Origin of the sequence: Pseudolabrys sp. (assembly GCF_035943735.1) — a bacterium.
In the GTDB taxonomy this organism is placed as follows: domain Bacteria; phylum Pseudomonadota; class Alphaproteobacteria; order Rhizobiales; family Xanthobacteraceae; genus Pseudolabrys.
Window position 1 is genome coordinate 1 of the sequence record NZ_DASZBV010000009.1, and the last position, 12,964, is coordinate 12,964.

The 12,964-nt window shown below is 64.0% G+C and carries 14 protein-coding genes and 1 tRNA gene; 7 read left to right on the forward strand and 8 right to left on the reverse strand.

Annotated elements, in window-relative coordinates; all coding sequences use genetic code 11:
• Nucleotide 1 precedes the first annotated feature (1 nt).
• Both VGV41_RS05720 and VGV41_RS05725 read right to left on the reverse strand, forming a co-directional pair.
• Nucleotides 2–77 (reverse strand) — tRNA-Ile (locus VGV41_RS05720).
• A 113-nt stretch (nt 78–190) separates the two neighbouring features.
• Nucleotides 191–1,156, reverse strand: a complete 966-nt coding sequence (locus VGV41_RS05725; RefSeq protein ID WP_326862751.1) for an amidohydrolase family protein — start codon at nt 1,154–1,156, stop codon at nt 191–193.
• A 295-nt stretch (nt 1,157–1,451) separates the two neighbouring features.
• On the opposite strand from VGV41_RS05725, the gene VGV41_RS05730 reads away from it, so the two are divergent.
• Nucleotides 1,452–2,546 carry a hypothetical protein gene (locus VGV41_RS05730; RefSeq protein WP_326862752.1) on the forward strand — a complete coding sequence of 365 codons (1,095 nt, stop codon included), beginning with the start codon at nt 1,452–1,454 and terminating at the stop codon, nt 2,544–2,546.
• Between the two features lie 49 nt (nt 2,547–2,595).
• On the opposite strand, the gene VGV41_RS05735 is transcribed toward VGV41_RS05730, so the two are convergent.
• The 3 genes from VGV41_RS05735 to VGV41_RS05745 form a co-directional block, all read right to left on the reverse strand.
• Entirely contained in the window at nt 2,596–3,147 is a 552-nt protein-coding gene (locus VGV41_RS05735; protein WP_326862753.1) for a lytic transglycosylase domain-containing protein, read from the reverse strand.
• A gap of 340 nt (nt 3,148–3,487) precedes the next feature.
• A complete protein-coding gene (locus VGV41_RS05740) occupies nt 3,488–3,646 on the reverse strand; it encodes a hypothetical protein (RefSeq protein ID WP_326862754.1) in 159 nt (52 codons plus the stop codon).
• Nucleotides 3,647–3,700: 54 nt separating this feature from the next.
• Complete coding sequence (locus tag VGV41_RS05745) at nt 3,701–3,928, reverse strand: hypothetical protein (protein ID WP_326862755.1); 228 nt, start codon at nt 3,926–3,928, stop codon at nt 3,701–3,703.
• A gap of 554 nt (nt 3,929–4,482) precedes the next feature.
• Here VGV41_RS05745 and VGV41_RS05750 point away from each other — a divergent pair.
• From VGV41_RS05750 to msrA, 6 genes are all read left to right on the forward strand, one after another.
• The gene (locus VGV41_RS05750; RefSeq protein ID WP_326862757.1) at nt 4,483–5,028 is read left to right on the forward strand and encodes an iron transporter; all 546 of its coding nucleotides are present in this window, start codon (nt 4,483–4,485) and stop codon (nt 5,026–5,028) included.
• A gap of 151 nt (nt 5,029–5,179) precedes the next feature.
• A complete protein-coding gene (locus tag VGV41_RS05755) occupies nt 5,180–5,416 on the forward strand; it encodes a hypothetical protein (protein ID WP_326862759.1) in 237 nt (78 codons plus the stop codon).
• 158 nt (nt 5,417–5,574) lie between these two features.
• The gene (locus tag VGV41_RS05760; RefSeq protein ID WP_326862761.1) at nt 5,575–7,311 is read left to right on the forward strand and encodes a CocE/NonD family hydrolase; all 1,737 of its coding nucleotides are present in this window, start codon (nt 5,575–5,577) and stop codon (nt 7,309–7,311) included.
• Nucleotides 7,312–7,471: 160 nt separating this feature from the next.
• Entirely contained in the window at nt 7,472–7,765 is a 294-nt protein-coding gene (locus VGV41_RS05765; RefSeq protein ID WP_326862762.1) for a DUF1330 domain-containing protein, read from the forward strand.
• 82 nt (nt 7,766–7,847) lie between these two features.
• Nucleotides 7,848–8,147: a hypothetical protein gene (locus VGV41_RS05770; RefSeq protein WP_326862763.1), complete on the forward strand. Its 300-nt coding sequence runs from the start codon at nt 7,848–7,850 to the stop codon at nt 8,145–8,147.
• A gap of 110 nt (nt 8,148–8,257) precedes the next feature.
• Entirely contained in the window at nt 8,258–8,971 is a 714-nt protein-coding gene (gene msrA, locus VGV41_RS05775) for a peptide-methionine (S)-S-oxide reductase MsrA (RefSeq protein ID WP_326862764.1), read from the forward strand.
• 73 nt (nt 8,972–9,044) lie between these two features.
• On the opposite strand, the gene VGV41_RS05780 is transcribed toward msrA, so the two are convergent.
• From VGV41_RS05780 to VGV41_RS05790, 3 genes are all read right to left on the reverse strand, one after another.
• Complete coding sequence (locus tag VGV41_RS05780; protein WP_326862765.1) at nt 9,045–9,431, reverse strand: acyl-CoA thioesterase; 387 nt, start codon at nt 9,429–9,431, stop codon at nt 9,045–9,047.
• A gap of 96 nt (nt 9,432–9,527) precedes the next feature.
• On the reverse strand, nt 9,528–9,884 hold the full coding sequence (locus VGV41_RS05785; RefSeq protein WP_326862766.1) for a hypothetical protein: 357 nt from the start codon (nt 9,882–9,884) through the stop codon (nt 9,528–9,530).
• A 524-nt stretch (nt 9,885–10,408) separates the two neighbouring features.
• Nucleotides 10,409–12,961, reverse strand: a complete 2,553-nt coding sequence (locus VGV41_RS05790; protein ID WP_326862767.1) for a DUF4238 domain-containing protein — start codon at nt 12,959–12,961, stop codon at nt 10,409–10,411.
• Between the last annotated feature and the right edge of the window lie 3 nt (nt 12,962–12,964).

The window sequence follows — 12,964 nt, forward strand, 5'->3', positions numbered from 1 at the left end:
GTGGTGGGCCCGGCAGGACTCGAACCTGCAACCAGACCGTTATGAGCGGTCGGCTCTGACCATTGAGCTACGGGCCCGTTCCGTCATTGTACTATCAATGCCCCCAGGCGGCGCGCAATCCTCACCTGCCCGGGGCACCGCCTGCACGCCGCAGGCGAATGCAGCCGCGGCCGCCCGGCACCGCCCCGCATCACAGCCTGAGCAGCCGCCGGGCGTTGCCGCTCAATATTTTGGCCTTGTCTTCGTCCGACAGCGGCACACCGTTCATCCATTCCACCGCCGGCCGGTTATCGGGCACGAACGGCCAGTCGACCGCGAACAGCAGATGGTCGACACCCATCTCCATCACGCAACACAGCAGCGCCGGGTTGGAGAAGAAGCCGCTCGTCGTCAGGTAGAAGTTCTTCGAGAAGATGTCGCGGAAGCTCAGAGGCTTCTGCCCGGGACGCCTGAGCGCGGCGTCGATGCGCCACATCAGGAACGGGAGCGTCTCGCCCAAATGGCCGAGGATGATCTTGAGGTTCGGGTACTTCTCGAACGCGCCGGACAGGATGAGACGAATCGCCTGCGTCGCCGTCTCCACCGTGAAGCCCCAGGCCGGCCGCACGACCAGCGGGAAGTCCTTCGCGTAGTCCTGATAGTAGACCTCGGTCACGCGCGGATCCGGCAACGACGGATGGAAGTAGATCGGGACGTCGAGCTTCTCGGCGCGAGCATAGATCGGCCAGTACTTCGGCAGGTCGACGAATTCGCCGTTGGCCATGCCGTGGATCATGGCGCCCTTGAACCCGTGTTTGGTAACGCAACGCTCGAGTTCGTCGGCGGCCGCTTCCGGATTGGCGGTCGGCAGCACGCCGAAGGCGGCGAAGCGCCTCGGGTTGGCGGCGCAGGCCGCGGCCAGCCTGTCGTTCACCTCGCGCGCGAGCTTGACGGCGATGTCGGCCGGCAGCTTCTGCGTCGACGGCGCGCCGTGCGAGATCACCTGCACGTCGATGCCGGCCGCGTCCATTTCCTGCAGCCGCAGACTGCCGAGATCGTACAGCTTCTTGTCCACGTCGGCGCCGCGCGGCGCCTCGATGCCGGTGTAGTGCCTGGTGAGTTCCGGGTCCCAATAATGCTCTTCGATCGCGATGATCGGGCAGTTCGGCTTCTTCATCATCGGTTTCCCCCCGCCGGTCTTTGCCGGACGTGGCCCTCCCTAGCAAACGGGGGCAAGGCCTGTCACCCGGCCAGGGGCGTTCGCCGTGAAAGGCGGATCGATCGATGCCGGAGCCGCGCCCCCATCGGCATCATGCAGCGCGATCGCGCCGCGCACTGCTTTGCGCTGCGATGGCGTCAAGCCGGCTGTTCATCGGACCGCTGATGCAGTTCCGCCACGCCACCCCGCCGATATCGCACACAAGGTTTCATTTTGCGTGTTGCATTCTAGCCGACTCAGTTAAGCACGGAACATGTTGCCGTTTCTTCGCATCGTACCGATCGGTGGCGTATGCCTTACCGCTTTGGTCCTGGTGCTGGCTCTCGAGCCGCCGGGCAAGCCGCCGCGCGTCCCCTCGCCGGATATGGTCCTGGCACGTGGCCCGCTGATCGACCGGGCGGCACATCCGGAATGGCCGCAGATGCTGGTGCGCGCCGCCTACACGCGCGCCGGCGAGATCCTCAAACTGCGCGATCTGCCGAACACGCCAACACAAGTCGCGCCGATCATGTTGCCGCCGGAACGGCCGGCGATCCCGTCCGTTCTACCTGCGCCCGCGGCTGCGACGGCTGCGCAACCGGGACCGGATGACGCGGCGGCGAAGCCGACACCGCAGCCAGTCACGCGGACGGCGAGTTTGCCGGCCAATGTTGACAGTGTGAAACCGACGCCGGTCGCCGCGCCTTCGCCGACACCGCCGGCCGCGAGCACATTGACGCGAGACGAGACGCAAGCCGCACCGGCTGCTTCGGCTGCTAGCGCGACAATGTCCCAGGCCGACATCAAGACCGAAGTGAACCGGAAAGTGGCCGCGCCTGCCGCGCAGGTCGACCTCGCGGTCGCGGCGGATGTGCAAACCGCGCCGCCACCCGAGACTTCGACAGGCGCGGTGCCGATGCCGGAGCCGAAGCCGACAAAACTCGCCGCGTTGCCGGTCGAGCGCGCGGCGAGCGCACCCGCATCCGATGACGACGTCACCGGGTCGGTCGCCGATTCCTCGGGCGCGACCATCCCTGTCGACATCGGCGAGGCGTCGTCGACGGAGTTGCCTATCGTCCTGCCACGTGAGCGGCCGGCCATCCTGCGCATTCGCCACCGGGCCGAACCGCGGCGACGCGTGCAGCCGCATCATCAGGTCAAGGCAAGGGCGAAGCCGAAACCGAAGCTGCAGGGGAACGAGCAGCCGGCGAGCCAGGTCAATCTGTTCGATCAGTTGTTCGACGACAAGAATGCTGCGAACCGAAAGGCGCCTGCGGTCAGGGCCCGCGGCGCAAAGACGGCGACGACACAGGCGCCGAGTGCAACGAGCAACCTCTCGCCGCCGCCGCCCTACTACGACGCCCACTAAGCGGCAGCGCCGCTCGCGCGGCGCGGCTGCGGACGTCGCGTCTTGATCCTCAGTGGAAGTTCATGCCGCCCGGCGACAACGTGGCGAAGCTGCGGGTCTCCTGCGCGGCGGTCGGCGCGTGCTTGAGCGAGGCGAAGGAGTCCATCGCGACGTCATTCGCCGGCGCGGTCGCCATGCCCTTGCGCTTGGCGGCGAAATAGTAGCCGGCGGCATAATAATGGACGGCGCGCTCGGCATTGCCGCCGGCCACGTGGTAGGCGCCGGCGAGATATTTGACAGCGTAATTCATGTTGGTTTCGGCATCGAGCAGGCCGGCCGCGCCGCCGCGGTAGCCGAGCGAGCGAGCGGTCGCGAGCTTGATCTGCATTAGCCCGAAATTGCCGCGCGAGACGACGCGGGGATTGCCGCCGCTCTCGCGCTTGATCACGCGCCGCACCAGCGATTCCGGCACGCCGTTCTCGGAGGCGTATTTCGCGATCAGCAGGTCGAGATTGCCGTTGGCATCATAGGAGACGGCACGGCGTTCACGGGCTGAAGCGGGGACTGCGAGGGAGGCGGCGAGCATGAGAATCGTCGAGGCGAGGCAGAGGCTGCGAATCATGTCGTCTCCGGGTTTGGGGGGAGGCGCGGGATGTCGCGGACAACCCCGGCAACTTTGTGGCGCAACCGGCGCGGTTTAACCGCGTTCCATCACGAATTGATGCGATTTGTTGCCTTAACTTTAACGCGTCGGCCAGGACGGCTGTTGGTCCGGCCCGCGGCCGTCGAGGCAGATAAATGGCGGGAACCGGCGCCGTTCACGGTTTCACTTTGAAAAAGAAACCGTACCGCCCGATATCATTATCAATATGTGATCGCAGGGACTTTGGGGCCGTCGCCGCAGTGCTGGCCGGCGTCGACAGCAGCGGCGCACCGAAAGGGGCGCGCCGCATCGACGGATATCAGGCCGCCAGCGGATACCGTTCGGTTGCCGCGCGCGCCCGTACCAGGGCATCGGCGATCACGTCGATCACCGCCCTGAGGACCGTCAGGAAGCGGCCGAACACGGCGAAGGGCGAGGCGAAGCGGGCCTGCGATGGGCGCAGAATCAGAGTGGTCATTGTCGTGGTCTCTTGTCTTACGAGCGATCGGAAGTGCGGCTGGGGTGAGCGGGCTCACCAGCGCTGGTTCGACAGAAAGCGGCGCTCGATCTCGCGCTCGCCCTCGTCCGTGAACTTGCCGCCGGAGCGGGCCAGGTAGAGCCCGATCTCGCGTTCCGCCTGCCGCAGGCGGGCAGCCTGCATCGTGCGGAGCAGATGGCGGAAGAAGCCTTCCTTGCGGGCGGGCTTCACGCCACCGGTGTAGAGGTCGCGGGTCGTCAGTGCGGAATGTGCAAAGGCCATGGTTGTCTCCTTCGGAGATGACCAAGGACGTTTTCTCTCAAAGTTTCTTGCTGTTGTTGCGATGCAATATACTCGCTTCGCAGTGCAACAGAAGCCTTGCCGCCGCATGTGATCCATTCGTAATTCACATGGCGGGTTAGGAACTCCTTAAGGCAGCCAATTTTATTGCCAGTTAATCCGCATATAAGATTATTTGTTGCGTCATTCAGGCACATAAAGACATTATGCAATCGGTCATGTTTCCGTCATGCGATTTATGACGGGCAGCGGGATTTAGTGCATCCGGTTTTCGACCGGTTTGCTCTTCTGGCTGTCGGGGCTGTCGTCCAGATCCAGCGAAACCTCCAGACGGTATCGATCGGTGGCGCCGTCGGCGGCTCGGGAAAGGCGCCGGCATTGTCGGTGAGCACGTCGCGATTGCCGAGCTTCGTGACGCATTCAGCGATGCAGGCCTTTCGCCGGAATTCGCCCGGCGGCGCTCGACTACGGGCGATGAAACCCGAAGTTTCGCCTCTGCGTTGCGGTAACGAAGCTGAACACGAGGAGAAGAGCCATTGGCCGAGACCGCCGTATTGAAGAAGAGTGACGAAGCCGACGCGCGCGGTCTCGATCTCGGCAAGAAGGAAGGCGAAGCGTTCGGCCGCATTCTCAAGCACATGCTGGAAGAGGTGGCCGACGGCGGCAAGGAGATCGCGCACGGCGACTATCTCATCGCCTATGCCTTCGAGAAGGCCGAGGGCATGTATGTGCCGCGCGACGGCAAGCTCGAATGGATGGCTCCGGAGCGCGAGAACATCCACATCGAAGTCGCGGTGCGCGACCGCGCCGACGGCAGGCTGTTGCCCGGCCTCGATATCGACGTGACGCTCACCGATGCCGACGGCAAGGAGGTCGGCACCTATAAGCACGCGCTGCTTTGGCACCCCTATCTCTATCACTACGGCCGCAACTGGGTGATCCCCGGCGATGGCACCTATTCCCTACGCGTGCGCTTCCCGGCGCCGCAATTCCACCGCCACGACAAGAAGAACGGCAAGCGCTTCGCGCAAGGCGCCGATGTCACGTTCAAGAACGTCGCACTGAAGACTGGTCGGGAATAGAAGCCGCCCTTCACGCGAGCCCGCCCTGCGCGCTCCGCGGCGCGGCACGCTTTGCAATCCCCGCCGCAGACGCTTATATCCGGCCCTGGAGTTTCCAAACCCCGCGCGCGCCGCGGGGTTTTCGTTTGAAGGGCAAAAAGGACAAACCCGCATGGCCAAGAAGCCGGGAAGCAACAATAAAGGCGAATGGGCCTTTTTTGACGTCGTCTACGAGGACGGCTCGCAGCGCTCCAACCGGCGCGTGCCGGCCGAACTGCTCGGCGGGCTGGAGAAAGACGAGCCCGCGCGCGGCTACATCATCGAGCAGGATCGCGAGATCGCCGAGAAGTCTGGCCGCTCGCCGTTGGCGATCAAGAGCATCGCGCGCACCGGCGCGAAGAAGAAGTAGGCAGAGCCGGACCTCAAACTTTCACGGAATGAACCGACGCCCCACTTCCGAAGGACGTGAAAGAACGAAATGACGGCGCGGCCGGCCTTGCCGAGCTCGCGGACGACCTCCTAAAGTCGGCGGTACACTAGCCCTTCCAAGCGGGCCTCACTCCCGACATGGCCGATTACACGCGCGCTCCGGACCAGCCGCTCGATCAGGCGCCTGCGAACAGCATTCCGACGCATCCTCGAGACTGCCGATCTGGCCGCAACGACGTGATCGTTGGCACCATGCACTACGGCATGAAGTGCATGGTCTTCGAAAAGGATGTGCCGGTAAAAACCAGAGATGGCACGATCCTGTATGTGAACGTCTTTCGCCCTCCACACGAGGGACGGTTTCCGGCCATCGTGTCGTTCGACATCTACGGCAAAGACTCCATTCACGTCGATTCCGGGATGCCTGCGGGCGGGCCCTACACGCTCGGACAATACAATGCGTCCCTGTTCGCGGCGTGGGAAGCGCCGGACCCCGGCTTCTGGGTCCCGAACGGCTACGCGGTTGTCAAAGCCGCCGCCCGCGGCACATCCGGATCGGCGGGCAGGATATCGCCGATGTCCACGATGGAGGCGGAAGACTTCCATGACGTGATCGAGTGGTGCGGCGTCCAGGATTGGTGCAACGGCAAGGTCGCGACCAACGGCGTCTCCTACCTTGCAATGACGCAGTGGCGCGTCGGCCAACTCAATCCGCCGCATCTGGCCGCGATGATCCCCTGGGAGGGCGTGAGCGACCTCTATCGGGAATGGGCCTTCCACGGCGGCATACCGGAAACCAGCTTCTGCCCGTTCCTCGACGCGCTCGTGAAGAAAAGCTGGCCCGACGCCGAAGTCGATGAGCTGGATGTCGGCAAACGCAATCATCCGTTTCTGGACGACTACTGGAAAGAAAGACACGGCGACTTATCGCAGATCAAAGTGCCACTGTATGTCTGTGCGAGCTGGTCGACGCAGGGGCTGCACAATCGCGGAACGATCGAGGGGTTCCGTCAGGCCGCATCGGAACACAAGTGGCTGGAAATTCACGGACGCAAGGAATGGGAGTCTTACTTCCACCGTGAGTGCCTGGAGCGTCAGCTGCGCTTTTGCGACTATTTCCTGAAAGGCGAGGACAACGACTGGCTCGAGACGCCTCGCGTTCGCTACGAGCTGCGGACGCGTTTTTACGATGGTCGAACCAGGTTCGGCTCCGCCTGGCCGCTGCCGGACACGCGTTACCAGAAAATGTATCTGGACGCGACGGAGCGAACGATGCAGCCCGTCCCTCCGACAACGGCATCTGTCGCCTCCTATGTTTCCACGGCCCCAAATACCCCTGATGGCCGCGCAATCTTTCGTTGCACATTCGATGCGGACACCGAGATCACCGGCCACATGAAGCTGAAGCTATGGGTCTCGGCCGAAGCGGCCGACGACATGGACCTCTTCGTCGGGATTCGGAAGTACGACCGTCGCGGGCAGGAGGTGCATTTTCCCGATTTCAATCACGTCGAGAATGGACTGGCGGCACGTGGATGGCTGCGTGTCTCGCATCGGGAGCTCGATCCGCTCCGTTCGACGGATTTCCAGCCATGGCTCAAGCACGAGCGCGCCCTGAAGCTTGAACCCGGCGAAATCGTCCCTGTCGAAATCGAAATCTGGCCTTCCAGTACCTTCTTCCGGGCAGGAGAGACCCTGCAGCTGGAGATACAGGGCGGGTCTTTCACTTACACGCGATCCAACCCTTTGCCGCTACGCCACGGACGAATTTGCACCGACCACCACGAGACCATCAACAGTGGACGCCATCGGATTCATGCCGGTGGCATTCATGATTCCTTCCTGGTGCTCCCCACGGTTCTTCAAGGCGTCTGAGTTTCTTGGCGTCGTCGCGGTCCGCGCTCCACTCTGACCGGTCTTCTGCAGCAGTAAAGGCAGGACACGGGCGCCAAACCAAAGCGCGCTCGGCATCCTTGCCTCGCGCCGATGGGCCGCTACAGTGCCGCTTCCCAAACGACGCAAGAGGAAGCGCCCGATGCCGAAGGCCTACTGGATCACCGTCTATCGCGAGGTCAGAGACCCCGAGAAGCTCGCCGCCTACGCCAAGCTCGCCGCCCCGGCGACCAAGCCGTTCGGCGCGAAGTATCTCGCCCGCGGCACCGCGCAGATGGCCTACGAGCACGGGCAGAAGGAACGCGTGGTCATCACGGAATTCCCCTCGCTCGAACAGGCGATCGCGGCGCACGACTCGCCTGGTTATCAGGAGGCCGTGCGCGCGCTCGGCGACGGCGCCGTCCGCGACGTGCGCATGATCGAGGCGCTGGAATAACGGCGCCGGCGAGGGCGTGGCGCGCACCGCCGCGCCCTCACCGCGGTTGCGCTTTTGAGGCAGCAGCGCGATATAGCGCGCCATGCGCCTTCTCCGGCTGCCGCTGATCCGCCTGCTCGCGATCAATCTCGCCATCGGCGCGACGATCGCCGCGCTGATGCTCGGCGGCCTGCTGGCGCTCAATCCCGGCAACCTGCGTGGCCTGATCCTGGCCGACCGCAACGGCCCCGCCGCGCTGCTGCTGCTGGCCTTCGGTTTCGTCGTCACCTTCGGCAGCGTCGCCATGGGCACCGCCATCATGGCGCTCGGCAAGAAGCCGAAACAGTCCGGTGGTGGCGGCGGCACGCCGGCGCCGGTGCGGATCGCCCGCAAGGCACGCTGAGCCGGCCGTTCCGGACACGGCGCTGTCACGCAGACGTGTCAATTCGTGTCGTGCAACAGGGCCGCCCCGCCGCTATAGCGGAACGAGATTACTCTCGGGAGGCCGCCACGATGAAACGCCCTGCCCTGCTCATTGCCGCCGCGCCCGCTTTCCTGATCGCATTCGCGCTGTCGGCGCCGTTCGGCGTCCACGCTGAAACCCCCGTCATGGTGCCGCCGCCCGCGATGGACGCCCCGGCGCCCGCAGCGGGCCTCGAGACCGCCGTGCTCGCCGGCGGCTGCTTCTGGGGCGTGCAGGCCATCTACCAGCACGTCAAGGGCGTCACCAATGCCGTGTCCGGCTATGCCGGCGGCGCGCAGAAGGACGCCGAGTACGAGACCGTCAGCACCGGCACCACCGGCCACGCCGAAAGCGTCAGCGTGACGTTCGACCCGAAGCAGATCACCTACGGCAAGATCCTGCAGATCTATTTCTCGGTCGCGCACAACCCGACCGAGCTCAATTATCAGGGCCCCGATCACGGCACGCAGTATCGTTCCGAGGTCTTCCCGCAGAACGACGCGCAGCGCGCGTTCGCCACGGCCTACATCGCGCAGATGAACAAGGCGCACGTGTTCGACCGGCCGGTCGTCACCAAGGTCGACGCGACGACCGCCGCCTTCTTTCCCGCCGAAGGCTATCATCAGGACTACGCGACGCTGCACCCCTCGCAGCCCTACATCATGTTCAACGACGCGCCGAAGGTGGCGAACCTGAAGAAGATGTTTCCCGACGTCTGGCGCGACAAGCCGGTGCTGGTGCGCGAGGCGACCAAGACGAATTGACGAACGCCGCAGCCGACGAACAAAGACGGCGGGCTTGTGGCCCGCCGTTTCGATTCCATGTCGACGCCGCCGCTCACGCCGGCGGAATAGGCCGCGGCTTGCCGTTATCGTCGATGGCGACGAAGGTGAAATTGGCATCGGTGACCTTCTCGTGGATCTGCGTCTGGAAGCGCCGCGCCCAGGCCTCGACGTGGATCTTCATCGAGGTGCGGCCGATACTTTCCACGACCGTGTAGACCTCGAGCACGTCGCCGACGCGCACCGGCCGGATGAACTTCATCGCCTCGACCGTGATGGTGACGACGCGGCCGCGGGCGCGCTCGACGCCGGCGATGCCGCCGGCCTGGTCCATGCGCGACATCACCCAGCCGCCGAAGATGTCGCCGTTGGCGTTGGTGTCCGCCGGCATCGCGCTGATGCGCACGGTGAGTTGGCCGCGCGGGCTCAAGTCGTCGCTCATGTCGGCTTCCCTGCTTTGCATCTGACAGCCCATATGGAAACGCGGCAACGGCCGTTGTGCAACAGGCAAACGCGGGCGCGCCGTGCGGCCGGACGCTCATGCATGCGCGGTCCCACCGGGCGCTTCGCGCTCCGTCTCCTCCGCGCCGAGCGCGCGCGCGAGCAGGATGTCCAACAACTGTTCGCGCAAGCGCGCGGCGAGCCAGGCGTGCGTCGTCTCGATACCGGCGAGCGGGACGCGCGGCGCGGCCATGCATTCCCTCTGCGGCGCCATGCAGCATTGCTCGCGCCGGCAGCGCCGCTCCGGGCATTTGCGCCAGCGGCCGGTCATGTCGCTCACGGCGATCGGGACGATGCGCGACATCGCCTCGCGGATCACCTGTCCATCGGTCGGCAGCGGCGGAATGCCGGCAAGCGCGTCGCGCACGGCGGCTTCGCGGTCGGGGTCGGTCATGTCGCAGATCTCCGTGGGTATGAGGGTTCGTTTCCGCGCGCCGGACGGCGCCGGACTTTGCGAGGTCGCCCGTCCCGCCCGACCGGGCGAGAAGGGGTGGAGCGCCGGAAGGCGCTAACCACGGCCGCGCGAGGCGGCGGCGCCGGTTCGAGCGCCTCGCCTCCCGGCACTCCACCGCGGCGTTTTTCGACCCTGGGACCGTGCTTCCGAGCGGCGCGCGAGGCATGAGGCCCGCCGGACGGCCCGATCGGCCGCCCCTTGGGCCTGGCCTTGTCGGAGCGGCTTTCGCCGCCCCTAGCGCCGCCTCGTCCAGCCATTGAAGGCAGCCCCTCATAGTGGGGGCGGACGGGCACCCAGGGCCCCCGAGCGCCGGTTTGACGGACCGGCCCGCGGGCGCCGCCCTCCCCCCGTTCGCTGCGTCACTGCAGAACGCCCTCGCGTGGGGAAGGTGACCTGTATATAGACCTAACACGGATTATAGTCAAGGAGTATTTTACTAGGAAAAATAGACGAAATCCGGAGCTTCACCCAGCCTGCTCTGGCGATTGCGGTCCGTTAGCACTTCCCGAGAGCTCTTCGGCGGGTTCGACGAAGAAGGCCATCGGCACACCCGACAAGTGCCTTTCAGAACTCGACATCAAAAGCAGCCGGTTGACCGTATTGTCTTGTATGCCGCCCGGAGGGAAGACGCATGAGATGCGCCCCTCCTTGACCGGCACGCCCGACTTTTTGAATCCGGCCTGCGCCGCGGCATGCGCTTTGGCAAACCGGCTGACAAACTGCGCCTCGCGATTGGGTTTCGCCCCGCGCTCTTCGAGATTGGAAAGGTACTTGAAGAGGTCTCGTAGTAAATCCGGGTAACCCGCGCCGGTCTTGCTCAAGGCCGCGGCCACAACGTCCGTCGCGCTCTGTGGGAACGCGAATTTCGAGCGCTCGATGTCGGTCACGAGCGGGGCGAGACCGGGAGTCGCCGCCTTGTAGCGCCGCCGGATGGCGCCCTGGACCTCACTCCAGCGGAACGGGCTATCCGTGACGATGCAGGCACCCGTTGCTTGGGCCAAATACATCGTCATCTCAAAGTTCGGTACGAGCTTGAACATACTCATCTGCCCGCCGCCTTTCCCGCCTTCCAACGAGCCTTCCTGGAGGACGGCCAGGGGATCAGCCTCCCGCATTCGCACGCCGGCGCGCATGACTGCCTCGATCTCCTCCTCATTGAGGTCCGGCTTGAGCTCGCGGAGCTGCCTGCGCATCGCGTCCGTAGGCATCAGCATGATGCTGCGCCGATGGCCCTCTTCCATCGTCTTTTGTAGGCGGGAGTCATCCTTCGGGTCGAACCGCGGTGCCCGAGCCCTTGCCATGCTCATCATCTGATTGCGGAGATGAAAATCGAAGTCGCAGGGGTCCGGTATGAGGTTGACTATGCCGAGATCGACGAGCGGCATGATGTTCAGGAAGAACAAAATCGTCTTGAGGAACTCCTGCCGGTAGGACTTCGGGTTGCCGGTCGGGCTCATCTCCTTTTTCATTATTCCGGCGTGGACGAACGGGTGCGCGACAATCAGCTCCCCGAAATACAGGGGAGCCGCCAAGGCGAAATCCGTGATCGACGACGGGTGGATAGACCCAGTGTAGATGGCGCGAGCCTCGCCGTCGGGCTTGGGCAGCAGTGCGAGCAGATCGGTTTCGAGCGGCCACAGCGCTTCGTAGAGATTATAAATCTTGCCGATCTTCTCGTCGGTCAACTCGCGGCGAATCTGCACCCAGTCCTTCCCGGACTCGAGCTCTAGCATATTCACAATGGCATTTTGGAGCATCAGGTTGCGCTCGCGAATGCTCCTTTCGTTCCAGGCCGGGCGCAGCGCCTCCGGCTTGGACTGGCAGCACTCCTTAAATGATCTTCCGCGCCCGCATCCGCAGTAGTCGCCCGGCCGCAACCGCTTGTCCGGCGGCTTCTTGATCAAGAACTCCCGCGGCTTTTCCGTCCTGCCGAACTCATCCTGGTAATGGACATGGCCGCTGTCGTACTTAACGAATATCTCACCGCCGAACTCAAACAGGCCGAACTCTGGCGGCATCAGCGTTTTTCGGAGTTCGCTCCACGGCTGCGTCACGGCCCTTTCCGGGTACAGCCATTCCTTGCGCCCGCCGCCGATATACCGGCTCGCGCGCTTCTTGATGATGAAATTGATTTCCGCGACTTCTTGCGCGGTGAGCTTCCGCTCGCGGATAACCGAGTCGATCTTGGTTATCGACTGCCGGTAGTTGCGCGCAAAGGTCCTCTTCTGGAGCGGATCGGTGCTCGGGTTTTTCGCGTACTCTAGGTTCGTAAGGATTAGGCAGTGGTTCCGGTCCATCGGGTAAAGCGTCTGCGAACCCCGCAGCGCTATCCCGGGATCAAGCGGGTACGCGCACGCGCGATCCGTGGGAGGGACTGCATGGTTGTAGATCGTCACCGGGTGGTCGCTCGTAATGAACTTCACGTCGGACTCTTCGGCAGAGACAATCTCGCGCACGCCGCCGACCCAGATCGCGCAGTGCAGCATGCGGATGCCCTGCATCTCGAACATCAGCTCGTTTTGCGTGAGGGCGGGATATTGGGCCTGGAGCCAGGCCAAGCCCTTCGGTGTGCGGATTTTCTGAATATCGAGAAACTCGAAGAAGTCTTGGAAATGGTCGTGCCATTCGTGCATGTCCGCGCCTATGAATGCGCGGACGGCTTGCGACCCTCTAGTATCGACATCGCCAAACAAGCGGCGTTCGATCTCGTCGTTGACGGACGTGCCGAAGAAGGTCGAGTACAAGTCCCTCTGACAGAATGCCCTTGAGGTCGGCGTGTAATTCCACGCGCCGTTTTGAATGATCACGCGCCCGTCCGGGAGGACTTGCTGCTCCGGTGTCATATCAACATAGGCGAGCGACTTCCGACCGGGCTCGAAGAACCCTTCTTGATACCATTGCGGGACGTAATGGTTGTTTCTGGTGACCGACATCGCAGCGATACTAACCGCTGCAAACCAAAGGAAACAGTTCTTCGCCTGATCGCTTACGCCCTCGCCCAGGACGACAGCGGACAAGCC

Coding starts and splice junctions, on each gene's coding strand:
- VGV41_RS05725 (WP_326862751.1), bottom strand. CDS start 1,156: ATGAAGAAGCCGAACTGCCCGATCATCGCGATCGAAGAGCATTATTGG.
- VGV41_RS05730 (WP_326862752.1), top strand. CDS start 1,452: ATGTTGCCGTTTCTTCGCATCGTACCGATCGGTGGCGTATGCCTTACC.
- VGV41_RS05735 (WP_326862753.1), bottom strand. CDS start 3,147: ATGATTCGCAGCCTCTGCCTCGCCTCGACGATTCTCATGCTCGCCGCC.
- VGV41_RS05740 (WP_326862754.1), bottom strand. CDS start 3,646: ATGACCACTCTGATTCTGCGCCCATCGCAGGCCCGCTTCGCCTCGCCC.
- VGV41_RS05745 (WP_326862755.1), bottom strand. CDS start 3,928: ATGGCCTTTGCACATTCCGCACTGACGACCCGCGACCTCTACACCGGT.
- VGV41_RS05755 (WP_326862759.1), top strand. CDS start 5,180: ATGGCCAAGAAGCCGGGAAGCAACAATAAAGGCGAATGGGCCTTTTTT.
- VGV41_RS05760 (WP_326862761.1), top strand. CDS start 5,575: ATGGCCGATTACACGCGCGCTCCGGACCAGCCGCTCGATCAGGCGCCT.
- VGV41_RS05765 (WP_326862762.1), top strand. CDS start 7,472: ATGCCGAAGGCCTACTGGATCACCGTCTATCGCGAGGTCAGAGACCCC.
- VGV41_RS05770 (WP_326862763.1), top strand. CDS start 7,848: ATGCGCCTTCTCCGGCTGCCGCTGATCCGCCTGCTCGCGATCAATCTC.
- msrA (WP_326862764.1), top strand. CDS start 8,258: ATGAAACGCCCTGCCCTGCTCATTGCCGCCGCGCCCGCTTTCCTGATC.
- VGV41_RS05780 (WP_326862765.1), bottom strand. CDS start 9,431: ATGAGCGACGACTTGAGCCCGCGCGGCCAACTCACCGTGCGCATCAGC.
- VGV41_RS05785 (WP_326862766.1), bottom strand. CDS start 9,884: ATGACCGACCCCGACCGCGAAGCCGCCGTGCGCGACGCGCTTGCCGGC.